The following is a 22,395-nucleotide window of genomic DNA, read 5'->3' as shown; positions in this document are numbered from 1 at the left end:
CGGAGACCGGAAAAGACGTTTGTCACGGAAACGGTGAAGGAGGCGGCGCCCGAGGGGTGAACGTCTCCACCAACATCAAGGCAAGGGGGTGACCGGGATGGCGGAGTTTGGGCGTGTGATCACGGCGATGGTGACGCCGATGGATAAGTCCCTCGCGGTCGATTACGCGAAGGCGGCCTCCCTTGCGAAGCGCCTGGTCGATCACGGCTCGGACGGCCTCGTGGTCTGCGGGACGACGGGCGAGTCGCCGACGCTGAGCGATGAAGAGAAGATCCGGATGTTCCGTACGGTCCGCGAAGCCGTCCGCCCGCAGACGGCGGTGATCGCGGGGACCGGGACGTACGATACCGCACACAGCATCCATCTCACGAAGGAAGCGGAGCAGATCGGCTGTGATGGCGTCCTGCTCGTCAACCCCTACTACAACAAGCCGTCGCAGGAAGGGCTGTACCGGCACTTTCGCGCGATCGCCGAGAGCACGCGCCTGCCGGTGATGCTTTACAATATTCAGGGCCGGACGTCGGTCAACTGCGAGCCGGCCACGATTGCCCGTCTCGCCGAGGTCCCGAATATCGTCGCGGTCAAAGAGGCGAGCGGCAGCCTCGACCAGATGTCGCAGATCCGCAAGCTGACGCCGCCCTCGTTCAGGCTCTACAGCGGCGACGACAGCCTGACACTTCCGCTGCTCGCCGTTGGAGGCTACGGGATCGTGAGCGTCGCGTCGCACATCGCGGGGCGCGAGATCAAGGAGATGATCCTCGCGTTCGAGGCGGGCGACGTCCGGAAGGCGCAGACAATCCACATGAGGTTGTGGCCGCTGTTCAAGGTTTTGTTCATCACGACGAACCCGACGCCGGTGAAGGCCGCGCTCGCGATGACGGGCTTCGACGCGGGCGGTCTGCGTCTGCCGATGGTCGAAGTCACGGCGAAAGAGCGGGAGCAGATCGCGGGGGTGCTGAAGGAGCTGGCGCCGACCGCGGTGCCCGCGTAGCGCCCCGGGTCACCGACCGGCACTCCGCGCAAGTCGGGGGGATGGCGCGATGGCCGCCCAGCGGTCCGGAGGGGGGCTGGGCGTGCGCAGCTTTTTGCCCATCCTCGTGCTCGACATCGCGTGCCCGTACGTGACGTACCAATACCTGCGCGGGCACGTCCCGCAGATGCCGGCGGTCACCGCGTTGCTCCTGTCGGGGATGTTCCCGGTTCTCAATAACTTGGTGAGCCTGGCCAAGAGCCGAACGCTCGACATTATTGGCATCGTCATCGTGGTCGGCATCGCGGTCGGGGCCGCGACCGCTTTCGTCACCGGCGACGAGAAGCTGCTGCTGATTCGCGAGTCGTTCGTGACCGGCGCGCTGGCTCTCGTTTGCCTGTCGTCGCTTCTCTGGCCGCGGCCGCTCTTGTTTTTCGTCGGCCGGGATTTCAGCACGGGCCACGATCCCGCGAAGATCGCCGCGTTCAACGCGGTCTGGGAGCGACCCGGGGCCCGCCGCGTCTTCCGGGTAATGACGATTGTCTGGGGACTGGGATGGCTCGGGGAGTTTTTATTGAAGGTCGTGCTCGTGCTGACGCTGACGGTTCCCCAGGTTCTGGTCGTCGGCCCCATCGAGTCCAACGGCATCACGATCGCGCTGATCCTCTGGACCATCCGCTACGCCAACGAGTCGCGGCGCCGCGGCGAAGCAGTCCGGGCCGCGCAGGCGGCCGAGACAGGGTAGGCACCCGGGCGGCCGTCTTCACACCCTTGGGGCTCTTCACAATCGAACGCGTTCACACATATGAGCTACTTGTGATTTTTCTGAACGAAAGCGCTGCCCACCGCGCCTTCTGGGCATCCACAGTAGCGTATGACGATCGAACGGGGGGCGGCGGGCATGCGGCGGAGAGGCATCGCACCAAAGACGGCTCGTTGGGTGGCGGTGGCGGCTGTGGCGGCGCTGCTGGCGGCACCGGGGTTCGCGCAGCGCGCGTCGGCGCAGCCCGGATCGTACACCGGGCTCGTGATCGTGGTCCGCGCGATCCATCTCGACCGGTCGATCAGTCCCGCGGTGCTGTCGCCCGCGGGTGAAATCATCTACGGGCGCGGCTGGTGGAAGCCGGGCCAGCTCAACGACGACTTCGCCGAGCGCTACGGCATCGTGGAATACGCGCCGACGCCCGAGACGGCCAACCGCGTGGGCCCGCGCCCGCTCGTAGTGTTCGCGATCGGCGTGACCGGGCCGGCGCTCTCCAACTTCAAGACCGACGTGGTTGTCAGCGATGAGGACGCGCTGCGGATCCGCGACGCGAACACGCGGAGCCGGTTCCTGCAGCAAATGCGGGTCGCGTTCGTCAACTAACCGCCGTGCACCGTTTGTCCTCCTCGCGGTCGCCGGCCGCGGCGCGTTCTGAGGAGCCGGTTCCGAGGGGAACCGGCTCCTCCGATGTAGGCGCCCGTGTTTTCGCTATTATGGTGGGCGTGGCGCGGGAGCGAAGAGAAGAACGGCTGGCGGCACTATGCCGCCGGGTGGCGCGGTGCCGACGCTGCCCGCTGTGGCGGCTCGCCACGCATCCCGTGCCGGGCGAAGGGGCTCCTCGTGCCGCGGTCATGGTTGTGGGGGAAGGCCCGGGCCGGCAGGAGGACCTTTCCGGCCGGCCGTTCGTGGGCCGCGCCGGCCGCCTGCTCGAGGAGCTGCTGGCGCACGCGGGGCTCCGGCGGGAAGACGTCTACATCACGAACGTCGTCAAACACCGCGCGGCGACGCACACCCCCTCGGGGCACGACCGGCCGCCCCACGCCCGCGAGATCGAAGCCTGCCGCGTCTGGCTCGAGACCCAAGTCGAGATCATCCGGCCCCGCGTAATCGTGACGCTCGGCCGGCATGCGCTGGCCGCGTTTCTGCCGCACGCCGCGATCGGTGAATGCCACGGGTCACCCCAACCGGGACGGGGCTGCACCATTCTACCGCTGTACCATCCGTCCTACGCGCTGCACAACCCGGGCGTGCGGCCTCTACTCTTCCGGGACATGGGTGCCCTCAAGCGTGTGCTTCGCGACGCCGGTGCGGTCGAAGCCCGCGGATGAACGCGCCGTCCCTGCTCCGCGCCACCGGGGCCGCAGTCGGCGGCCGCAGTCGGCCGGCCCGGCAGGTGTTCGAGCCTCGTTTCGTAAATTGACGCGCACGTGAGCCCCGAACAGCCAAACCGGACGACGGTACCCGACGACCAGCGCGTACGGTCGCGTCGCCGCCGGCGGCACCGCACGCCGGCGGGCGACCGGGGCGCGGTCCCGCAACGCCAGACGTCCGCGCCCCGCGCGCCGCAGCGACGGCCGTCCCCGGGGCCGGTCCTCGAAGTGATTCCCCTCGGCGGCCTCGGTGAGATCGGGAAGAACTGCACGATCGTCCGCGTCGGCCGCGATTGCCTCCTCATCGACGCGGGATTGATGTTTCCGGACGAAGAGGATCTCGGCATCGACTTCGTCATTCCGGACTACCGGGCGTTCGAGCAGGCGGGCACGATCCACGGGGTCGTGCTGAGCCACGGCCACGAAGACCACGTCGGCAGTCTCCCGTATCTGCTCCGCGCCGCCTCGGTGCCGGTGTACGGCATGCCGCTGACGCTCGGCCTCGCGCGGCGGCGGGTGGAAGAGACGCCCGACACGCCCGCGATGCGCGCGGTCCCCTGCGAGACGCGGCGGCCGTTCCGCGTAGGGCCGTTCGACGTCGAGTTGGTGCACGTCAACCACAGCATTCCGCAGGCGTGCGCGGTCGTCGTGCGCACCCCCGCCGGCACGCTCGTCTCGAGCGCGGATTTCAAGTTCGACCAGACCCCCATCGGCGAGCCGCCCACCGACTTCGCCCGGCTGGCGGAGATCGGCGAGGCGGGTGTCCGTCTTTTATTGATGGATTCGACCAACGTCGAGCGGCCCGGCTACGCGCCGTCGGAGCGCGTGGTGGGCGCCGCGCTGGACGAGATCGTCGGGCGGGCGCGCGGCCGGGTGTTGCTGACGACGTTCGCCAGCAACGTGCACCGGCTGCAGCAGGCCTTCGAGACGGCAGGCCGCCACGGGCGCAAGGTCGCCGTCGTCGGTCGGAGCATGGTCGACACTGTGCAAATCGCCTCCGAGCTCGGTGTGCTGCGGATCCCCCGCGGGGCGATGGTGCCGGTTGAGCACCTCAAGTCCCTCGCGGACGCCCACGTGATGATCCTGACGACGGGCAGCCAGGGCGAGCCGATGTCCGCCCTCAGCCGCATGGCGACGGGCCAGCACCGGTCGGTCGCCGTGCGGGCGGGCGACACGGTGATCCTGGCGGCCACGCCGATACCGGGCAACGAAGGCATGGTCGCCCGTACGATCGACCAGTTGTACCGGCAGGGCGCGGAGGTCCTCCACGGCGGGCCCGTCCACGCGTCCGGACACGCCTGTCAGGAAGAACTGAAGTTGATGCTCACGCTATTGAAGCCGCGCTGTTTCCTTCCCGTGCACGGCGAGTACCGGCACCTGGTCCTCAACCGGCGTCTGGCATCGTCGGTCGGCGTGCCGGAGGAACGCAGCCTGGTAGCGGAGAATGGGCAGGTCGTCGCCGCCTCCGCGGACCGGCTCATCCGCGCGGGGACGGTGGATGCTGGCTCCGTGCTGGTGGACGGGCTCGGCGGGGTGGGCCCGATCGTGCTGCGGGACCGCCGGCAGCTGGCCAAGGACGGCGTCTTGATCGCTCTCGTAGCGATCGACCGCCAAACCGGCGAGTTGCTGATGCCGCCGGACATCGTGTCGCGCGGGTTCATTTACGTGCGCGAGTCCGGCGAACTGATCGAAGACTCGAAGAAGCGGATCGTGGAAACGGTCGCCCGGTGCCGCGAGCGCGGCACCACCGAATGGGCGGCCGTCAGGTCGGCCATACGGGAGGCGCTGGGACGGTATCTGTTTGAGAAGACGCACCGGCAGCCGATGATCCTGCCGATGCTCGTCGAGGTGTAGCACTCGTCGTAGGACGGCCGTCGTCGTATTGCGTCGCAGCATAGGAGGCCGCCAGTGCCGAAGCACAAGGCGTCGTCCCAGTTCGGTTACGCGCGGGCGGTAGGCGCGGGGCTCATCGCGCTCGCCTTCCTCATCGGGGTCAGCCTTTTTCCGCACCAGCACGCGCCGCTGCCGCGGTTCATTGCGGCGCGCGGCGGCCAGGCATTCGGCCTCGGACTCTGGGCGCTTCCGTTCCTCTGCCTGCTCGTCGGTCTCGTCGTGCTCGCGCGGGGCAACTTCGCATTGAGCGCGCGAATTTGGGGCCTGCTCAGCGGATGGACCGTCGTTCTCGTCGCTCTCCATCTCCGCTATCCCGCGGGGCGAGAGCTGCTTGCCGCGTCGGGCCGCAAGGGCGGAGGGTACGCGGGCGCGTTGCTGACGCTCGTGCTCCGGCGGGTCACCGGCGAGCCGGGCTTGTGGCTTGCGACGGCTGGCGGCGCCGTGGCCGCGGCGATGCTGCTGTGGGGCCGTTCGGTCGACGACCTCGGGAAGTTCGGCCTGACGCTGTTCCTCGGGTCGGGCCGGGCCGCCGCGCGCGCGGGCCGCGCGTTCGCGGCGTGGGGCGGCGCCGCGTCGATCTCGCTCGGGCGCGCCGCTGTGTGGCTGCTGCTCATAGCGCTCGCCGGGGTTCGGGCGCTCGGGCGCCTCGCATGGCGGGCCGCGCGGGCGTTGCCGTCGTTCGCGGGACGCCTGACGCTGCGGGCCGCGACCGGAGCGGCCGCGGCGGTGCGCGCGCTGCGCAGACCCGCGGCCGCTCCGGCGCTCCCCATCGCGTCCGCCACGCCTGCGGTCTCCGCGGCGTCCGAAAGTGAATCACCGCTCCTGGCGGCGGAGGAGGGGAAGGACGGCGCCGGCGAGCTTGACGCGGCGATTCCCGAGGGTGCCTTGCCCGACGAGGCCGCTCAGGGCGAGGTGCCGGGGTCCGACGCCCCGTTCGCGGAGCGCACCACCGCCGTGGATGGTGCCCCGGATCTTACGCCGCCCGCCGAGGCGGCCTCGTCGGGAGCGCCGTCTTCGTCGCGGCGCTCTAAACGGCGGCGCGCCGGCGTTGCGCAGGAATCGCTGCCGTTTCCGGCCGAGGCGCGCCGGGCCTACGTCGTGCCGGACCTCTCGATCCTCGACGCGTACGCGGCGAAGGCGAAGGCCGGAAAGGTCGATCCGGATGAGGTGGCCCGCAACCTCGAGCGCACCCTCGCGAGCTTCGGCGTCGAGGCCAGGGTCATTCGCTGGGAGACCGGACCCGTCGTCACGCGGTATGAGCTGCAGCCGGCCCCCGGCGTCAAGGTGCAGAAGATTACGAGTCTGCAAAACGATATCGCGCTGTCGCTCGCGGCGAGCAGCGTCCGGCTCGAGGCACCGATTCCCGGCAAGTCTGCGATCGGCGTCGAGTTGCCCAACGAACGGCCGAGCCTCGTCCACTTGCGCGAGATTCTCGCCAGCGACGAGTTTACGCACGCGACGACCTCGCCGCTCACGGTCGGCGTCGGCAAGGGAATCGCGGGCACGCCGATCGTGGCGGATCTCATCGCGATGCCGCACCTGCTGATCGCGGGCGCCACCGGCGCGGGCAAGAGCGTCATGCTCAATGCCATGATTGCCAGCATCCTCTTCCGGGCCACCCCGGAGCAGGCGCGCTTTCTGATGATCGACCCCAAGCGCGTGGAGTTGACGAACTACAACGGAATCCCGCACCTGCTGAGTCCGGTCGTTACGGGCGCGCGGGAGGCCGCCGCAAAATTGCGATGGGCGATCCAGGAGATGGAGAGCCGCTACGAGATGTTCGCGAAGGATGGCGTGCGGAACATCCAGGCGTTCAACGCCAGCCATCCGGACCGGCCGCTCGCGTTCATCCTCATTATTATCGACGAGTTGGCGGATCTGATGATGGTGGCGCCGGCCGATTTCGAGGAGATCATCTGCCGGCTCGCGCAGATGACCCGCGCGACCGGGATCCATCTGCTCGTCGCGACGCAGCGGCCTTCCGTCGACGTCATCACCGGTCTCATCAAAGCCAACATTCCCTCGCGCATCGCGTTTTCCGTGTCGTCGCAGGTAGACAGCCGGACGATTCTGGACCACCCCGGCGCGGAGAAGCTGCTCGGCCGCGGCGACATGCTCTTCTCACCGCTCGGCGCGGTCCGGCCCACCCGCGTGCAGGGCGCCTTCATCAGCGACGCCGAGACCGAGCGCCTCGTGCAGTTCTGGCGCACGCAGGGCGAGCCCGCCTACGTGGACGCGCTGTTGCAGGCCACGGCCGGCGAGGCCGCGGAGGAGGCCCCGGGTCGGGACGCACTGCTGGCCGACGCGGCGCGGCTGGTCGTGCGCGCCGGATACGCGTCGGTGTCGCTGCTCCAGCGCAAGATGCGCATCGGCTACGTGCGGGCGGCCCGCCTCGTCGATCAGATGGAAGAGCGGGGCATCGTGGGCCCCTCGCAGGGCTCCAGCCCGCGCGAGCTGCTGGTCGGTCTCGACGATCTCGAGCGTCTCCTCCGGGCCGCGCCGGCGGCGGATGCAGGCGGGGACGGCGCGGCGCCCGACGCCGCGTCCCGCGGCCGGGCGCGCGCCGCGGCGATGGTGGAGGACGCCTCGTAGCGGCGCGCCCGCCGCCGCGTACGGTCGATCGAGCGATCGCCGCGGCGGCCGTGTGTACCGGAGGAAACGTCTCCCGGCCCCCAGAACATCGCAACGCCATGGCGTCAGTCGGTATCGGTGAACGTCTTCGCAACGCGCGTGCGGCCCGTGGTCTGACGCTCGAGGACATCGAGGCGGCGACGCGCATCAAGCGGCACTACCTGGAAGCCCTCGAGCGCGAAGCGTGGGACGAGCTCCCCGGCCCCACCTACGTACGCGGATTCCTGGCATCGTACGCGCGCCAGCTCGGTATCTCCGTCGACGAGATCCTGGGTTTGTACGCCGCGCCCGCGCCGGGCGCCGGCGCGGTGCGCGCGGCACCCGCGACCGTCCCGCGGCCGGTGGAGGTGCGGATCACGCCGGCCAACCCGCGGTCGCGGCTTCGCCGGATCGTCACCGCGATCGCCGTCGTGTTCGTCGCCGGCGCGGTGGTACTGGCCTATATCCTCGTGGGTCAGCTGCGTCAGTTCGCCGCGACGCGTCCGCATCCGGAGGTCTCGATCCCGAGCGTCCCCGCCGCCGGTTCGCCGCCCGGCGGGGCGCCGTCCGGCGCGTCCGCGGTGACGCCCGCGTCGGGCGGTCAGCAGGGAACGGCGCCGGGATCCACCACCGCGGGCCAGATGGTCACCCCCACCTCCGGCACGCCCGCGACCAGCGGCACCCAAGCGGTCACGACGACCGGCGCACAGGGGATCGTGGTGAGCGCGCAGGCCACGGACCGATCGTGGGTCCGCGTGGTCTCGGACGGCGCCGTGGTCTTCGAGGGGTTCTTGAGCGCGGGCGACCACCAGGTCTGGCATGGAAAGCACCAGGTCAGCGTCCGCCTCGGCAACGCGAGCGCATTGGATCTCTCTGTGAACGGACAGCCGCTCGGTCGCCTCGGCAACCCCGGCGACGTCGTCGAGCGGACGTTTTCCAGCGGCGCGCCTGCCGCGGCACCCGCGCCGCCGCCGGTCGCGCCCGCCGCGGTACCCTCGCCGCCGCCGGCCGCGCCCGCGCAGCCCGCTCCGCCCAAACCTTCGCCCCCTCAGGCCCCCGTCGTCACGCCCACGGGTCCGCAGCCGCAGGAACATCAGTGACGGCACCCGTGGCGGACCTGAGACGCGGAGAGGCGCTTACCCGATGACGCGCGCGGAACTCATCTCCGTCGGTACCGAGCATCTGCTCGGGCAGATTACGGACACCAACGCCGTTTGGTTGTGCAACGTGCTCGCGGCGGCCGGGATCGCGGTGTTCTACCGGTCGACCGTGGGCGACAACGTCGGGCGCGTGCAGGAAGTGTTCCGCCAGGCGCTCAACCGCGTCGATCTCATCGTCGCCACCGGCGGCCTCGGTCCCACCGACGACGACCTCACGGTCGCCGCCGTCGCGGAGGCGCTCGGCCTCCCGATGGAGCGCAATGAAGAGGCGTGGACCCACGTGCAGGAGTTCTTTCACCGGCGCAACCGCCCGCTGTCGAGCCAGCAGGTGAAGCAGGCCATGATGCCGCGCGGCGCCCACATGATCCCAAACACCCGCGGCAGCGCGCCCGGCGTGATCGTCGAGCACGAGGGGAAGATGCTCATCTTCACCCCGGGGGTACCCCGCGAAATGAAAGGGATGATCGAGGATCACGTGATTCCGTTCCTGCGCGAGCGCGGGCTCGCCGGGACGGACGTCATCCGCTCGCGGATCCTGCGGGTGGCGCTCGGCGAGTCCATCGTGGAAGACCGCGTTCGCGACCTGATGCGCGCCGGCACCAACCCGACGATCGCGCCGTACGCGCACACCGGCGAATGCCATCTGCGCGTCACCGCACGCGGCCAGGAGGCCGACGTCGACGGGCTGCTGGACGAGACGGAACTCCGGATCCGCGAGCGCCTCGGCCACGCGCTCTACGCCGTCGGCGAGCAGACGCTCGAAGAGACCGTCGCCCGCCTGCTGGCCGACGCCGGCCTCACGATCGCCGTCGCGGAATCGTGTACGGGCGGGCTGCTCGCCCACCGTCTCACCCGGACCGCGGGCGCGTCGATGTATCTCGACGGCGGTGTGGTTGCCTACAGCAACGCGGCGAAGAACCGGTGGCTCGGGGTGCCGGCCGATCTGATCACACGGCACGGCGCGGTGAGCGCGGAAGTGGCGCGCGCCATGGTGGAGGGCGCGCGCGCCCACGCGGAGACGGATCTTGCGATCGCCGTGACAGGCATCGCCGGACCGACCGGCGGCACGCCGGAGAAGCCCGTCGGCCTGGTGTTCATCGCGCTCGCGCACCGCGACGGCACAGACGTCCGGGAGATGCGCTACGGCACCGAGCCCGGCCGCCAGGGCGTGCAGTACCTGGCGTCGCAGACCTCGCTCGACATGATCCGGCTTCATCTCCTCGACCGCGGAGACCGCGGGCCGCGGTGAGCCGCGGCACAGACGAGGATCGCCGTCGCACCTTCATCGCGGTTTTGCTCGGGCCGGACATTCGCACGGCCGCGTCGCGGATGCGCGGGCCGCTCACGGCGTCCGCGGATCGGCTCCGCTGGGTGTCCCCGTCACATCTCCATCTGACGCTGCAGTTTCTCGGTGACATCACGGTGCGTCAAGTCGAGGATGCAGCCGAGGCGGCACGGGTCGCCGCGGCCTCTACCGCGCCGTTCACCGTCACTTTCGCGGGTCTTGGGGCGTTTCCGTCGCCGGCCGCGCCGCGCATCGTGTGGGTGGGGGTGACGGCCGGCGCCGATCGGCTGGCCGCACTCGCCGGATCGCTCGCGGCGGCGCTGCGCGACCGCCGAATCCCGTTGGATCCCCGCCCGTTCTCGCCGCATCTAACGCTCGCGCGCACGCGGGGGCAGGGCCGGCCGCCCGATCTTACGCGAGAGCAAGAGGCGCTTGCCCGCGTGGTGATCGGTGAGCAGCCGGTGACCGAACTGGTCGTGGTCAACAGCGTGCTCGGCGCGTTCGAGCCGGTCCACACCGTGGTCGCCACGGGGCGTCTTGGAGAGGGCAGCCGGGGTGCCGGGTAGCATGGTGGCGAAGTCTTTCCGCGATAACTTAGTGGCTGGGGAAAGTTCACGCCGTGGCTTGACAGACGAACAAGTGTTTGGTACCTTGTAGCCACGAATTTATTACACGAAAAGTCGCATCAGCGGCCGTCGACGCGGCGAAGGACGGTGCTTCTAGATGAACGAACGGCAGCGTGCCCTGGATCTCGCCCTCGCCCAGATCGAGAAACAGTTCGGCAAGGGGTCCATCATGAAGCTCGGCGAGCACCAGGCCAAGCTGAGCGTCGACGTGATTCCGACCGGCGTGCTCGCGCTCGATGCCGCGCTCGGCGTAGGTGGTGTGCCGCGCGGCCGGATCGTGGAGATCTACGGCCCCGAGTCGTCGGGCAAGACGACGCTCGGGTATCATATCGTTGCGGAGGCGCAGCGCGAGGGCGGCGTCGGCGCGTTCATCGACGCCGAACATGCGCTCAACACCGAGTACGCCCGCAACGTCGGCGTCGACATCGACAACCTCCTGATCTCCCAGCCGGATTCCGGTGAGCAGGCGCTCGAGATCGCCGAGATGTTGGTGCGGTCCGGCGCGATCGACGTGATCGTAGTCGACTCCGTAGCGGCGCTCGTCCCGCGCGCGGAACTGGACGGGGAGATGGGCGACGCGCACGTCGGCCTGCAGGCGCGGCTCATGTCGCAGGCGATGCGGAAGCTCGTCGGCGCGATCAGCAAGTCCCACACCACCGTCATTTTCATCAACCAGCTGCGCGAGAAGGTGGGCATCATGTTCGGCAACCCCGAGGTCACGAGCGGGGGCCGCGCGCTCAAGTTCTACGCCTCGGTGCGCATGGAGATCCGCCGGACGGAGTCGCTCAAGTCGGGCGACCAGGTGATCGGCCAGCGCGTGCGGGTCAAGGTCGTCAAGAACAAGCTCGCCGCGCCGTTCCGGGACTGCGAAGCCGACATCATCTTCCCGCGGGGCATCAGCAAGGCGGGGAGCCTGCTCGACACGGCCGCCCTCCACGGCGTGGTCTCGCGGACAGGGACTTGGTTCGCCTACAAGGACATGAAGATGGGGCAGGGCCGCGACAACGCGCGCGAGTTTCTCGAGACGAACCCCGAACTGGCGCGCGAGATCGAGGCCAGGACACGCGAGAAACTGGGCATCGCGCGGTCGCCGTCGCCCACCGTACCCGCACCCGACGGGTCGCCGAACGGCAACAGCAACGGCGTCGCTCCCGAGGCCAAGCACATCGCGCCGTCCGGGGACGGCCGGCGCGAGCCTGTGGCTGCCGCGGTGGTGAAGGGAGTGGCGCCTCGCGCCCAGCGGTGAGCGGCGCAGGGCGGGACCCTGCGGTCCGGTACCGGTCTCGCGGCCGACACCGTTCTGACGGTGTCGGCCGCGCGTCGTCCGGGGGGCCGGCTCTCGACGCCGCGGAGCCGGCGCGCATCGCGCTCCTTCGGACGGCCGGAGGGTCGAGCGCGGGCGAGGTTCGATGGCTCGTGTTGGACGGCGGACGCCGGCTTCGCGTGGACGCCGAGGAGGTCGCTCGGCTCGGGCTGGAGCCCGGCCTTGTGCTCGCGCCGGCGGTGCTGGCACACCTTGAACACCGGGATGCGTGCCGGTGCGCGCGCGAGGTTGCGCTCCGTCTGCTGGGCGCTCGGCCGCGCAGCATCGCCGATCTGCGGGCCCGTCTGCGGCGCGCCGGCGTAGCGCCGGAGGCGGCTGCACAGGTCGTCCGCGATCTGACCGTGGACGGCTATCTCGACGATCTCGAGTTCGCGCGAACGTGGGTGCGCGGCCGTCTCGCCGTGCGCGCGTGCGGCGCCCTGCGGCTGCGTTCGGAATTGCGCGAAAAAGGTGTCGCCGCGCCGGTGATCGAGCAGGCGATTCGCGAGGTGTACGGAGAAGAAGATGCCGCGGCCGCAGAAGAACGGCGCGCGCGCGATCTCGCCGAGCGCCGGCTCCGCGGCTACGCACATCTCGCGTGGGAGGTAAAGGTCCGGCGGCTGGCCGGTCTCCTCCAGCGCCGGGGATTCGCCGCACCAACGATCGCACACGTTCTTCGGACGGTGCAACGGAGCCGTGAAAGCTCGGATGCGTAGCGGGCGCGAGACGCGACCCGCGCCCGGCGGCGCGGACATAGGTCAGCTTCCCCTCGGCCTCTCCCCCGGCGACCCGGCCGCGCCGAGCGGCGCCGGCACGCTACTCGACGCGGGGCCCGTCGTGGACGCGCCGGAGCCGGCGTCACGCGCCGATGAGATTCTGGCGGGTCTGACGGACGAGCAGCGGGACGCGGTCACGCATGCCGCCGGGCCGCTGCTCATTGTCGCGGGGGCGGGCACCGGCAAGACCGCCGTGGTCACACGCCGCATAGCGCATCTGATCGCGACGCGAGGCGCCCGGCCGAGCGAGATTCTGGCCCTTACCTTCACCGACCGCGCGGCGGCCGAGATGGAGGAGCGAGTCGACCGGTTCGTCCCGTACGGGTACACCGACACCTGGATCAGTACGTTTCACGCCTTCGGCGATCGGGTACTGCGAGAGAACGCCCTCCACCTCGGGCTGACGCCGGACTTTCGGGTGTTGAGCCGCCCCGAGCAGGTCATCTTCGTGCGCGAGCGGCTGTTTCAGCTACCGCTCGACTACTTCCGGCCGCTCGGCGACCCGACCCGCCACGTCGACGCGCTTATCACGCTCTGGAGCCGCGCGAAAGACGAGGACGTCACGCCCGACGACTACGACGCCTACGCCGCCCGTCTTGCCGCGGAGTCGGCGGCGCAGCCGGACAACCCGGCGCTCGCCGAGCAGGCGCGGCAGCAGCGCGAGATCGCGGGGACGTACCGGGCCTACCAGGCGATGCTGGCCGAGGCCGGCTGCGTCGACTTCGGCGACCTGATCGTGCTGACGCTGCGCCTCCTGCGGCAGCATCCGTCGGTGCTGGCGCAGTACCGGTCGCAGTTCCGCCACATCCTCGTCGACGAATTCCAGGACACCAACTTCGCGCAGTTCGAGCTCGTCAAGCTGCTGGCGGGCGGCCACCGCAACCTGACGGTCGTGGCCGACGACGACCAGGCCATCTACCGGTGGCGCGGTGCGTCGTACAGCAATATCTCGTACTTCACGGACGCGTACCCCGACGCGCGGATGGTCGTGCTCACGCGCAACTTTCGTTCGACGCAGCTGATCCTCGACGCGGCCTACCGCCTGATCCGACACAACGACCCCGACCGGCTCGAGGTGCGGCACGGCATCGACAAACGGCTGCGCGCCGCCGTGCCCGAGGCGGGACAGCTGCCGCGCCACCACCAGTTCGAGACCCTGGCGGAAGAGGCCGAGGACGTGGCGGGCCGGATCGACGATGCGGTGCGGACCGGCCGCTGGCGCTATCACGACATCGCGATCCTCGTGCGGGCCAACCGGGACGCCGACCCGTTCTTGCGGGCGCTCAACATGAAGGGCATCCCGTTCACGTTCACCGGGACGCGAGGCCTCTACGATCGCGAGGAGATCCGGTTCCTCACCGCGTTTCTGCGCGTGCTCGCGCACCCGAACGACAGCATGTCGCTGTACCTGTTGAGCGCCTCGCCGTTCTACGACGTGCCGCCGGCCGATCTCGCGCTCTGCACCAGCTACGGCCAGCGGCGCAACCGCTCGCTCCACCAGGTGTACCGCATGCTGCCGCGTCTCGAGGATCTCGAGGTCTCGGCGCCCGGCCGGGCGGTGATTGCGCGGATCGTGGAGGACCTTGAGTCGATGGGGCGCCTCGCGGCCAAGATGCCGACCGGCCGTGTGCTCTACGAGTACGCGGTGACCTGCACCGGGTACGTCCATCGGCTCGCGTCGTCGGAGGATGCGGGCGACGCACACCGCGTCGCCAACATCGCCCGGTTCTTCGACCTCGTCGCCCGGTACGGCGCCACGGCCAAGGTCGATCGCGTGCCCGCGTTCGTCGAGTACCTGGAATTGCTGATCGAGGCCGGCGACGATCCGGCGACGGCCGAGTCGGAGGCCGACATCGACGCCGTCCGCGTGCTCACCGTCCACAAGGCGAAGGGACTGGAGTTTCCGGTGGTCTTCCTCGTGAGCCTGGTCGCCGACAAGTTTCCGTCGCGCGCGCGCCGCGAGCCGCTCGCGCTGCCGGACGCGCTGATGCGCGACCTTCTCCCGTCGGGCGATTTCCACGTTCAGGAAGAGCGGCGCCTTTGCTACGTCGGGATGACGCGCGCGCGCCGGGAGTTGTATCTCACCGGCGCCTGGGACTACGGCGGCGTGCGGCGCCGGAAGCCGAGCCGCTTTGTGCTGGAAGCGCTGGACCTGCCGAGGGTCGAGCCGGCCGCCGCGCCGCCCTCGCCCGCGCAGGCGGTCGAGCGGCACGCGCCGCCCCCCGAGCCCGCGGAAGGGCCGATCGTGTTGCTGCCGCCGTCGGACGATCCGGTGCCGCTGTCGTTCCGTCAGGTCGACGATTACACGACCTGCCCGTACAAGTACCGGTACATCCACGTGCTGCGTGTGCCGATCCTGCGCGACCACCGCATCGCCTACGGCGCGGCCCTGCACGAAGCGGTGCAGGAGTACAACCGGCGGCGCGCGCGGCGGCAGCCGGTGACCGCCGACGATCTCGTCGCCACGCTGGAGCGTGCGTGGATCAGCGAAGGCTTCCTCAGCCGCGAGCACGAGGACCGGCGCCTCGAAGAGGGCCGCGCGGTGCTGCGCCGCTTCTTCGCCTACCAGGAGGCCGGGGGGACCGTGCCGACCTTCGTCGAGCGGGAATTCCGGTTCCGCTCCGGCGGCGCGTACGTGCGCGGCCGTTGGGATCGCGTGGACATCCGCGGCGATGAGGTCGTCGTCATCGACTTCAAGAGCACCGACGTGCGGACGCAGGAGGACGCCGACCGGCGCACGCGCGACAGCGAGCAGCTCGCCATCTACTCGCTCGCCTACCGGGAAGTCCTCGGCCGCCTGCCCGATCGCGTCGAGCTGCATTTCCTCGGCCGCGAGGTCATGGTCGGCCGCGCGCACAAGGACGCCGACGACGTGGCCGAGGCGCGCGAGATGATCGAGCGGGCGGCCGCCGGCATCCGGGCCCGCCAGTTCCCGGCGACGCCGGACGCCTACCGGGCCTGCCCCTACTGCGCGTTCAACCAGATCTGCCCGTTCACGGCCGCGGAATGAGCCTGCGCCTCCTGCACACGTCCGACGTTCACCTCGGCGCGACGTTCAAAGTCCTCGGCGACCGGGGGCCGGAGCACCGGCGGCAGCTGCGCGAGACGCTGACCCGCGTCGTCGACCTGGCTGTCGCCGAGCGCGTCGACGTGGTGCTGGTTGCCGGCGACCTGTTCGATTCCGTCGCCGCGGCCCGCGTGCACGCGCCGTTCGCCGCCGAGCAATTCGGCCGGCTGGGGCAGGCGGGGATCCCGGTGTGCGCGATCGCCGGGAACCACGATCCGCTCGGCGAGGGCAGCGCCGGCGTGTGGACCGATCTCGAGCGCCGCTGCCCTGGCCTGACCGTGTTTGGACAGCAGCTCGGCGAGCGCGTCGTCGTCGACCGCGACCTCACGGTCGTGGGCCGCTCGGCGCCGCGGCGACTCTCCGCGGAGAGTCCGCTCGCGGGCCTTCCGGTCCGGCGGCAGACGCGCTACCAGGTGGCACTCGCGCACGGCAGCGTGGAGCGGCCCGAGTTCGAGGCCCAGTTCACGATGATCACCCCGCGCGAGATCGCGGGAAGCGCGGTCGACTACCTCGCGCTGGGCGACTGGCATTCGGCGCAGGACGTCTCCGCTGGCGGTGTGGCCGCGTGGTACAGCGGCGCGCCGGAGATGATCGATCTCGACGAGGGTCAATCGGGCCACGTGCTGCTGGTCACGATCCGGGAGCCGGGCCGCGCGGAGGTCGAGCGGCGCCGGGTGGGCCGCCGCCGCAGCGAGCGCGTCACCGTCGATCTTGCCACCGCGGGCGACACCGAGGCGATCGCCCGGCGCCTCCGCGAGCACGCCGACGCCGACCTGGCGCTGCGCCTCGTGCTGACCGGCCTCGGCGGCCTCGATACCCGCGTGCTGGCGGAGCGCCTGCGCGAGGAGCTCGGGCCGCTGTTCTTCCGGCTCGACCTGCGCGATGAGTCGAGCCTGCGGCCCGATGTCGCCGACCCTGGCCAGTACTCCGAACACACCGTGATCGGCCGATTCGTCCGCGAGATGCGCGAGCAGATCGCCTCGCGGGAGGGCGATGAGCGCGCGCTCGCCGAGGAAGCGCTCGCCTACGGCGTGGCGCTGCTCCAGGGCACGATGGAGCTGCCCGGATGATCATCCGGCGCGTGCGGGTGCGGGCGTTCCGCGGGTTGGGAGACGGGGACTTCGCGTTCGCGCCCGGCCTCAATGTTGTGCGCGGTCGGAACGACGCCGGCAAGTCCACGCTGCACCTTGCGTTCTCCGCGGCGCTGTTTCCCATCCGCCCCTCGGAGGCGAAGAGCTACCGGCCGTGGGGCGAGGGCGACGGCGAGGTGACGCTCGAGTTCGAGGCGGACGGCCGCCGCTACGAGCTGCGCAAGGACTTCGCCTCGCAGAAGACGCTGCTTCGGGCGGGCGGGGGCGAGTGGGAAGCGTCGAAGGACGTGGCGGCGCGGGTCGCGGCGCTGCTCGGCTTCGGGAGTCTCGCCCTATTCCGCGCGACGGCGCACATCGGACAGTGGCAGCTCGCCGCGGTGCAGGATGAATCACGCGAGATCGGCGCGCATCTCTCGCGAATCATGACCGGCACCGACGGCGATGCGGTGCGCGTGCTGCGGGCCGTTGCCGAATGGATCCGGCGCCAGGAAGTCGGGTTGCGCGGCCGCCCGGCATCGGCGCCGGGGCCGCTGAAGCGCGGGCAGGATCGGCTCAAGATGCTGACCGACGAGCGGCAGCGCCTCGCCGCGGAGGTCAAGGAGATCGAGGGGGCTGCGTCCGAGCGCGAGCTGCGGGGGGCGCGGATCAACCAGTTGGAGGTCGCCGTCGCGGAGGACGAGGCGCTGCTCGCGGCCAACCGGCGGCTCCTGGAGCTGGATCGGCGGTGGGATGATGTGGGACGCCGCGCCGCCGATCTGTCGGCGCGGCTCGAGCGGATTGACGCCGCCGCGCGCGATCTCGCCGCGGCCGGCCGCGACCCGGCGCGGCGCCTCCAAGACATTCCGGATGAGACGCTGGCCGCGCTGCAGCAGGCCGCGGCGCGGGCGGACGTGCTGCGGCAGCAGGCGGAACAGGCGGATGCCGGAGCCACCGGGACGCCCGCGGGCGCGGACGCGCCACGGCAGGGACCGGCGGCGCGCCCGGCCGCCGGTCTTTGGACGCTCGCGGGGCTTGCCGGCGCGGCCGGCGTCGCGGGGGTCGCGCTGCTCGCGGCGCACCATCAAGTTGCGGGCGGGATCTCTCTCGCGGCCGCGGCCGCGGCGGGCCTCGGGCTGCTCTATCTGCGGGGACGCGCCGCCGCGCTCGGACGACGGAGCGATCTCGAGAACCGGCAGCGCGTCGAGCAGGCCCGCCGTGTGCTCGAACGGCTGCGGGAGCAGGCGGGTGCCGCGGCCGACACGGTGCGGCGCGATCTGTCGGCCCTCGGCGTGGACTCCATCGACGCGGCTATCGCCCGGCGCACGGCGGCACGTGAGGCGCGCGAACGCGGGCGCGCGGCCGGCCGGCTGCTCGAAGGCCTGCTGGGCGGGCAGTCGCGCGACGCCATCGCCGACGAGCACCGGCACGCGCTGACCGAGCTCGGCGCGGTGCAGGCGCAGCGGGAGGAGCCCGATCTCGCGCTGCGGCGGCTGGAGGCCGCGGCCTTCCAGCGGCGGCAGCTCGAGGCCCATCACCGGCGACAGGCGCTCGACCAGGAGAGGGCAGCCGTGCAGCGCCTCGAGGGACGGCTCGCCGGACGGTCGCCGCACGAGGCCCTCGCGCGCGTGGAAGAGGAACTCGCCGACACGGAGGGGCGGCTTGCGCGGCAGCAGCGCCAGGTCGAGGCCCTCCGGCTTACACACGACGTGCTTGACCGCGCCCACCGTGCGACGATCGTGCCCGGCCGGGCCCGCCTCGAGGAGCTGGCGAGCGGATACCTGCGCCGGCTGTCGAACGGCGCGTACGATCGCATCACGGTCGACGAGCTAACGCTCGCGCCGCGCGTTTGGGTCGGCCCGCCCAAGGACTGGGCGGACGTCTCGGCCCGCGAGATCGGCAGCGGCGGGGTGGACCAGTGTTATCTTGCGCTGCGGCTCGGGCTCGCCGATCTCCTGGCCGACGGCCGGCAGCCGCCGCTGTTCCTCGACGATCCGTTCCTCGCGTACGACGACGACCGGCGGGCGTCGGCCATGACGTTCCTGCGCGCCATCGCACGGGGCCGGCAGATCTTCCTGTTCACTTGCAAGACGGAGTACGATCCCTACGCCGACCACATCGCGGTGCTGGTCGAACGCCGCGCGTCAGCGGAGCCCGCGCCGGCGGCGCCTTCCTCGACGGTTTCGTAACGGCGCTAACGCGCGCTCCTTGCCAGCAGACGCACGTCCGTCAGGAGATCGTTGGCATCGAAATTGGCAGGCAGAAAGACGCGGACCTGTCCCTGCGGATCGATGACGTACACGATCGTGGTATGGCTGACCCCGACCGCCGCGGCGTGGCTTGCCGAGATCCCGTCCTGCCCGTCGCTCGCGACAAAGTAATGCGCCCAGACCGGCCGCAGCTGCGCGCCCGTGCCGCGGACATACGTCAGCACGCCGTCGACGTGGTGCGCCCGCAGAAACTCCCGGACGGCCTCCGGCGTGTCGCCCGACGGATCAACGCTGACGGCGACAAACGCCACTTTGTCGCCTAGCGGGCCGAGTTGGGCATGGACCTTGGCGATCTGGTCGGCGACCAGCGGACAGTAGTCGGGACAATGTGCGTAGAGAAAGGTGAGCACAACAACCTTGCCCCGCAGTGCGGCCAGCGAGACTGTCCGCCCTTCGGCGTCGGGCAGCCGGAAGTCGTAGGCGCCGACGGACGGGGTCAGCACCGCGCCCTGGAGCGGCGGCGGCGCGAGCCGACTCCGGGCGTACCAGCCGGCGCCGGCCAGGATCACGATGAGGGCGGCGGCGATCCACCACCACCGTCTGACAACTGGTCGCCCCGCGTTCGTCATCGCCGCTCCTTTCACCGCCGTCCTTCCATACTATACTCCTATACGCCGGGGCGGTGTCCCCGGATGCGGGGCAAACGGGTGTTGCCCTCCGGCGCGGCGCGGGATAGAATAAGTTGCAATTGTAGCGCCGATGTTCAGGAACCGTGATCTTTTCTGAAGGTCCGTGATAGGCGATCGCACCGGCATATGAGTCATCGGCTCTTTGCGGGGCCGGGATGGAGGTCTCACAGGCCAGCAGCGACGCACTACGCAACACCAAGAGGGGGTGACCACCACGAGCACCGTCCAGTACCTTGTGGCCGGCGTGATCGGGTTGGCACTCTTCCTGCTTGGGTACCTTCTGCGCAAGTACGCCGGGGAGGCGAAGATCGGCAGTGCCGAAGAGGCCGCCCGGCGGATTCTCGACGAGGCAAAGCAGGCTGGGCAACGGGAGGCGGAGAGCAAGCAGCGAGAAGCGCTCCTAGAAGCCAGGGACGAGGCGTTCCGGATCAAACGGGACGCCGAACGGGAGATTCGGGAGCAGCGCGCCGAGCTGCAGCGTCTTGAGCGGCGTGTGGTCCAGCGTGAGGAAATGCTGGACCGGAAGTTGGAAACGCTCGAGAAGCGCGATCAGGCCCTCGCCCAGCGAGAGCAGGAGGTCACCAAGGTCCGGGAAGACGTGCAGCAACTGCACGACGCACAGCAGCGTGAGCTCGAGCGGGTCAGCGCGCTTACGCTGGAGCAGGCCAAACAGGAATTGTTGCAGCGCGCCGAGTCGGAGATCCGCCACGAAGTGGCGCAGACCGCGCGCAAGATCGAGGCGGAAGCCCGGGAAGACGCGGAGCGGCGGGCGCGGGAGGTCGTGGCGCTCGCGATCCAGCGGTGCGCCGCGGACCATACCGCGGAGGTCACCGTGTCCGTGATCCCGCTGCCCAACGAGGAGATGAAAGGCCGGATCATCGGGCGCGAGGGCCGGAACATCCGCGCGCTCGAGAGTCTGACCGGCGTCGACTTCATCATCGACGACACGCCGGAGTCTGTGACGCTGTCGTCGTTCGACCCGATCCGGCGCGAGATCGCGAAGGTCACGCTGGAGAAGCTTCTCGCCGACGGCCGGATTCATCCGGCACGGATCGAGGAGATGGTGGAGAAGGCGCAGCGCGATCTCGACACCCGCATCCGCGAGGCCGGCGAGCGCGCCGCCTTCGAGGCGGGCGTCCACGGCCTGCATCCCGAGGAGCTCAAGCTGCTCGGCCGGCTCAACTTCCGGTTCAGCTACGGTCAGAATCTGCTGCAGCACTCGATCGAGGTCGCCCTGCTCGCCGGGCTCATGGCGACACAGCTCGACGCGGACCCGGAGCTGGCGCGGCGGGCGGGCATGCTGCACGACATCGGCAAGGCGCTTACGCACGAGATCGAGGGCACCCACAGCGACATCGGTATGGACGTGGCGCGCCGGTACCACGAGTCGCCGGAGGTCCTCAACGCGATCGCCTATCACCATGGGGACGCGGAGGCCACCTGTCTGGAGGCGATCCTGGTCGCCGCCGCCGACGCCATTTCGGCGTCGCGTCCCGGAGCGCGCAAGGAAACCGTCGAGATGTACGTCAAGCGCCTGGAGAACCTGGAGCGGATCGCGACATCGTTCACCGGCGTGGATCGCGCGTACGCGATTCAGGCGGGCCGCGAGATTCGCGTGCTGGTGCGGCCGCAGGAAATCGATGACCCCGCCGCAGCGCTGCTCGCGCGGGAGATGGCCAAGAAGATCGAGGAGGAACTCGAGTACCCCGGCCAGATCAAAGTGACGGTGCTGCGCGAGACCCGCGCCGTCGAGTACGCGAAGTAGCCGGCCCGCTCCAGGCAAGAGCCGCGGATGAAGGTGTTGTTCGTCGGAGACGTGGTCGGACGTCCGGGGCGCCGGGCGGTCACCCAGTGGCTGCCGGCGCTCCGGCGCGAGTTGGGGGCCGACTTCGTGATCGCGAACGGCGAGAATTCCGCGGGCGGGTTCGGCGTCACGCCGGAGACGTTCAAGGACCTGATCGACGCCGGCGCCGACGTCGTCACCGGCGGCAACCACATCTGGCACACCCGCGAAGCGCCGGCGCTCCTCGACGCCGAGCCCCGCCTCCTGCGTCCGGGCAACTACCCCGCCGGCGCGCCGGGGCGCGGGGCGGCGGTCTTCGCCGCGGCCGGGGGCGCGCGCGTCGGCGTGCTCAACCTGGAAGGCCGCGCCTTCATGCAGCCGCTCCTCTCGCCGTTCGACTACGCCCGCGAAGAGGCGGAGCGGCTGCGGGCGGAGACGCCCGTGATCGTCGTCGACATGCACGCGGAGGCCACGTCGGAGAAGGCGGCGCTGGCATGGCACCTCGACGGACGTGTGTCCGCGGTGATCGGGACGCACACGCACGTCCAGACCGCGGACGAGCGCGTGCTGCCGGGCGGCACGGCGTTCATCACGGACGCCGGGATGACCGGGCCGCGCGACTCGATCATCGGCATGAGCCGTGAGACCGTGCTGCCGCGGTTTCTCACGCTGCTGCCGGCGCGGTTCGAGGTCGCATCGGGGCCGGTGCAGCTGAACGGTGTGCTCGTGGAGATCGATGCGCAAACGGGCCACGCGGCCGCGATCCGGCGCGTCAACCGGGTGGAGGAGTGAACCGAGCGCGGCCGGTATCGGCTAAGTCAAC

General features: G+C 70.5%; 17 protein-coding genes. 16 read left to right on the top strand and 1 reads right to left on the bottom strand.

Annotated elements, in window-relative coordinates; genetic code table 11:
- Positions 1 to 97: 97 nt before the first annotated feature.
- The 14 genes from dapA (at position 98) to VFL28_12650 (ending at position 19,079) form a co-directional block, all read left to right on the top strand.
- Positions 98 to 991 (top strand): 4-hydroxy-tetrahydrodipicolinate synthase, encoded by an 894-nt coding sequence (gene dapA, locus VFL28_12715; GenBank protein ID HET7265525.1) that lies wholly within the window; start codon positions 98 to 100, stop codon positions 989 to 991.
- A 49-nt stretch (positions 992 to 1,040) separates the two neighbouring features.
- Positions 1,041 to 1,715: a VC0807 family protein gene (locus tag VFL28_12710; protein ID HET7265524.1), complete on the top strand. Its 675-nt coding sequence runs from the start codon at positions 1,041 to 1,043 to the stop codon at positions 1,713 to 1,715.
- Positions 1,716 to 1,910: 195 nt separating this feature from the next.
- Positions 1,911 to 2,336, top strand: a complete 426-nt coding sequence (locus tag VFL28_12705; protein ID HET7265523.1) for a hypothetical protein — start codon at positions 1,911 to 1,913, stop codon at positions 2,334 to 2,336.
- Between the two features lie 167 nt (positions 2,337 to 2,503).
- Positions 2,504 to 3,061 (top strand): uracil-DNA glycosylase, encoded by a 558-nt coding sequence (locus VFL28_12700; protein HET7265522.1) that lies wholly within the window; start codon positions 2,504 to 2,506, stop codon positions 3,059 to 3,061.
- Positions 3,062 to 3,160: 99 nt separating this feature from the next.
- Complete coding sequence (locus VFL28_12695) at positions 3,161 to 4,957, top strand: ribonuclease J (GenBank protein ID HET7265521.1); 1,797 nt, start codon at positions 3,161 to 3,163, stop codon at positions 4,955 to 4,957.
- Positions 4,958 to 5,011: 54 nt separating this feature from the next.
- On the top strand, positions 5,012 to 7,588 hold the full coding sequence (locus VFL28_12690; GenBank protein HET7265520.1) for a DNA translocase FtsK: 2,577 nt from the start codon (positions 5,012 to 5,014) through the stop codon (positions 7,586 to 7,588).
- 98 nt (positions 7,589 to 7,686) lie between these two features.
- Positions 7,687 to 8,706 carry a RodZ domain-containing protein gene (locus VFL28_12685; GenBank protein ID HET7265519.1) on the top strand — a complete coding sequence of 340 codons (1,020 nt, stop codon included), beginning with the start codon at positions 7,687 to 7,689 and terminating at the stop codon, positions 8,704 to 8,706.
- A gap of 43 nt (positions 8,707 to 8,749) precedes the next feature.
- Positions 8,750 to 10,015 carry a competence/damage-inducible protein A gene (locus VFL28_12680; GenBank protein ID HET7265518.1) on the top strand — a complete coding sequence of 422 codons (1,266 nt, stop codon included), beginning with the start codon at positions 8,750 to 8,752 and terminating at the stop codon, positions 10,013 to 10,015.
- The gene (gene thpR, locus VFL28_12675) at positions 10,012 to 10,617 is read left to right on the top strand and encodes an RNA 2',3'-cyclic phosphodiesterase (protein HET7265517.1); all 606 of its coding nucleotides are present in this window, start codon (positions 10,012 to 10,014) and stop codon (positions 10,615 to 10,617) included. Before VFL28_12680 ends, thpR begins: the two co-directional genes overlap by 4 nt.
- Positions 10,618 to 10,774: 157 nt before the next feature.
- The gene (recA, locus tag VFL28_12670; GenBank protein HET7265516.1) at positions 10,775 to 11,923 is read left to right on the top strand and encodes a recombinase RecA; all 1,149 of its coding nucleotides are present in this window, start codon (positions 10,775 to 10,777) and stop codon (positions 11,921 to 11,923) included.
- Positions 11,924 to 12,120: 197 nt separating this feature from the next.
- Positions 12,121 to 12,696 carry a regulatory protein RecX gene (locus VFL28_12665; protein ID HET7265515.1) on the top strand — a complete coding sequence of 192 codons (576 nt, stop codon included), beginning with the start codon at positions 12,121 to 12,123 and terminating at the stop codon, positions 12,694 to 12,696.
- Entirely contained in the window at positions 12,689 to 15,766 is a 3,078-nt protein-coding gene (locus VFL28_12660; GenBank protein HET7265514.1) for a UvrD-helicase domain-containing protein, read from the top strand. The genes VFL28_12665 and VFL28_12660 overlap by 8 nt, the downstream gene beginning before the upstream one ends.
- Positions 15,763 to 16,893 carry a DNA repair exonuclease gene (locus tag VFL28_12655; GenBank protein ID HET7265513.1) on the top strand — a complete coding sequence of 377 codons (1,131 nt, stop codon included), beginning with the start codon at positions 15,763 to 15,765 and terminating at the stop codon, positions 16,891 to 16,893. The genes VFL28_12660 and VFL28_12655 overlap by 4 nt, the downstream gene beginning before the upstream one ends.
- On the top strand, positions 16,890 to 19,079 hold the full coding sequence (locus tag VFL28_12650) for an AAA family ATPase (GenBank protein HET7265512.1): 2,190 nt from the start codon (positions 16,890 to 16,892) through the stop codon (positions 19,077 to 19,079). Before VFL28_12655 ends, VFL28_12650 begins: the two co-directional genes overlap by 4 nt.
- Positions 19,080 to 19,084: 5 nt before the next feature.
- On the opposite strand, the gene VFL28_12645 is transcribed toward VFL28_12650, so the two are convergent.
- Positions 19,085 to 19,729 (bottom strand): SCO family protein, encoded by a 645-nt coding sequence (locus VFL28_12645; GenBank protein ID HET7265511.1) that lies wholly within the window; start codon positions 19,727 to 19,729, stop codon positions 19,085 to 19,087.
- Positions 19,730 to 19,994: 265 nt separating this feature from the next.
- On the opposite strand from VFL28_12645, the gene rny reads away from it, so the two are divergent.
- Together rny and VFL28_12635 are read left to right on the top strand one after the other, a co-directional pair.
- Positions 19,995 to 21,554 carry a ribonuclease Y gene (gene rny / locus VFL28_12640; GenBank protein ID HET7265510.1) on the top strand — a complete coding sequence of 520 codons (1,560 nt, stop codon included), beginning with the start codon at positions 19,995 to 19,997 and terminating at the stop codon, positions 21,552 to 21,554.
- Between the two features lie 27 nt (positions 21,555 to 21,581).
- Positions 21,582 to 22,364, top strand: coding sequence for a TIGR00282 family metallophosphoesterase (locus VFL28_12635; GenBank protein ID HET7265509.1), 783 nt, complete (start codon positions 21,582 to 21,584; stop codon positions 22,362 to 22,364).
- The last annotated feature ends 31 nt before the right edge of the window (positions 22,365 to 22,395 follow it).

This window comes from bacterium, assembly GCA_035691305.1.
Taxonomy (GTDB): Bacteria; Sysuimicrobiota; Sysuimicrobiia; order Sysuimicrobiales; family Segetimicrobiaceae; genus DASSJF01.
The sequence above is the reverse complement of the archived record's forward strand: the minus strand, read 5'-3'. Positions and strand labels throughout refer to the sequence as shown.

Bases quoted from the DNA above. Each gene is read 5' to 3' on its own strand.
- VFL28_12680 (HET7265518.1), top strand. From the start codon at position 8,750: ATGACGCGCGCGGAACTCATCTCCGTCGGTACCGAGCATCTGCTCGGG.
- VFL28_12710 (HET7265524.1), top strand. From the start codon at position 1,041: ATGGCCGCCCAGCGGTCCGGAGGGGGGCTGGGCGTGCGCAGCTTTTTG.
- VFL28_12635 (HET7265509.1), top strand. From the start codon at position 21,582: ATGAAGGTGTTGTTCGTCGGAGACGTGGTCGGACGTCCGGGGCGCCGG.
- VFL28_12655 (HET7265513.1), top strand. From the start codon at position 15,763: ATGAGCCTGCGCCTCCTGCACACGTCCGACGTTCACCTCGGCGCGACG.
- VFL28_12645 (HET7265511.1), bottom strand. From the start codon at position 19,729: ATGACGAACGCGGGGCGACCAGTTGTCAGACGGTGGTGGTGGATCGCC.
- dapA (HET7265525.1), top strand. From the start codon at position 98: ATGGCGGAGTTTGGGCGTGTGATCACGGCGATGGTGACGCCGATGGAT.
- VFL28_12660 (HET7265514.1), top strand. From the start codon at position 12,689: ATGCGTAGCGGGCGCGAGACGCGACCCGCGCCCGGCGGCGCGGACATA.
- VFL28_12685 (HET7265519.1), top strand. From the start codon at position 7,687: ATGGCGTCAGTCGGTATCGGTGAACGTCTTCGCAACGCGCGTGCGGCC.
- VFL28_12650 (HET7265512.1), top strand. From the start codon at position 16,890: ATGATCATCCGGCGCGTGCGGGTGCGGGCGTTCCGCGGGTTGGGAGAC.
- recA (HET7265516.1), top strand. From the start codon at position 10,775: ATGAACGAACGGCAGCGTGCCCTGGATCTCGCCCTCGCCCAGATCGAG.